The sequence below is a fragment of the Streptomyces sp. NPDC051219 genome, assembly GCF_040682335.1.
Taxonomy (GTDB): domain Bacteria; phylum Actinomycetota; class Actinomycetes; order Streptomycetales; family Streptomycetaceae; genus Streptomyces.
Map to the genome: position 1 here is coordinate 1 of NZ_JBFBAS010000090.1, position 1,393 is coordinate 1,393.

The window sequence follows — 1,393 nt, forward strand, 5'->3', positions numbered from 1 at the left end:
TGGGTATGGCTTTCAGAGGGTTGCCGTCGATGGTTCCCAACACCTGGCCGCCCGGTGTCTCACGACGACTCGGCCGCTAATTAGGAGCTGCGGGCCCCTGCGGGTGCATCGCTGAGTAGGACCACGCTGGCGAGGTCGTCCGGGAGAACAGCGCACATTGAACGACCGGAGGAACAGGTGGCCCGGATCTGGGCGGGTACGGACATCGGCAAGACCCACCATCACTGCGTGGTCCTGGACCACGAAGGCAGGCGGCTGCTGTCGCGCCGGGTGCTGAACGATGAGCCGGAACTGCTGGCTCTGCTCGCCGACGTGCTGGCGATCGACGAGGACGTCGTCTGGGCGGTCGACGTCGCCGACGGCATGGCCACCCTGCTGATCAACATACTGCTCAACCATGACCAGCAGCTCGTCTACATACCCGGACTGGCGGTAAACAGGGCATCGGTCGGCTACCGGGGCGTGGGCAAGACCGACGCCAAGGACGCAACCGTCATCGCCGACCAGGCCCGGATGAGACGAGATCTGACGATCCTGCGGCCGGACGACGAGCAGGCCGTCGAGCTCCGGATCCTCACGGACCGCCGTGCCGATCTCAACGCGGACCGCACCCGCCGGATCAACCGTATGCGAGGTCAACTCACCAGCATTTTCCCGGCATTGGAGCGTGCGCTCGATCTCGGAAACGTCGGCCCGCTGGTCCTGCTGGCCGGCTATCAGACGCCGGCCGCCCTGCGCCGCACCGGCCGCAGCCGCCTGGAGACCTGGCTCAGAAACCGCAAGGTCCGCGGCGCCGACGCTCTGGCCGAGGCCGCTCTGGACGCGGCCGAGCGCCAGCACACCGCCGTCCCCGGGGAGAAGATCACCGCGCAGGTGATCCACACCCTGGCGAAGGAGGTGATGGGCCTCACCGAGCAGATCGCCGAGATCGACAAGCTCATTGCGGCCCGGTTTCGCGAGCACGAACTCGCCGAAGTGATCTCCAGCATGCCCGGCATCGGCCCGCTGCTGGGCGCCGAGTTCCTCGCCGCCACCGCCGGCGACATGAGCCGCTTCGGCAGCTCCGACCGTCTGGCCAGCTTCGCGGGAGTCGCCCCGGTTCCCCGGGACTCCGGCAACGTCAGCGGCAACCTGCACCGCCCCAGGCGCTACCACCGCGGGCTGCAACGTGTCTTCTACACCTCCGCACTCATCAGTATCCGCAACTGCGACGCGTCCCGTCGCTACTACGAGCGCAAGCGCGCCGAAGGGAAGCGGCACACCCAGGCAGTCCTCGCCTTGGCTCGACGGCGGGTGAACGTTCTGTGGGCATTGATCCGTGACGGACGGTGCTTCCAACGCGAACTCCCTGTCACAGTCGCGGCTTGACAACGTCATTAGGAGGTGTTCGGTA

1 protein-coding gene is annotated in these 1,393 nt (G+C 67.0%); it reads left to right on the top strand.

Features of this window, described 5'->3' with window-relative positions; all coding sequences use genetic code 11:
• Positions 1-177: 177 nt before the first annotated feature.
• The gene (locus tag AB0M62_RS34835; RefSeq protein WP_366078332.1) at positions 178-1,368 is read left to right on the top strand and encodes an IS110 family transposase; all 1,191 of its coding nucleotides are present in this window, start codon (positions 178-180) and stop codon (positions 1,366-1,368) included.
• Positions 1,369-1,393 lie beyond the last annotated feature (25 nt).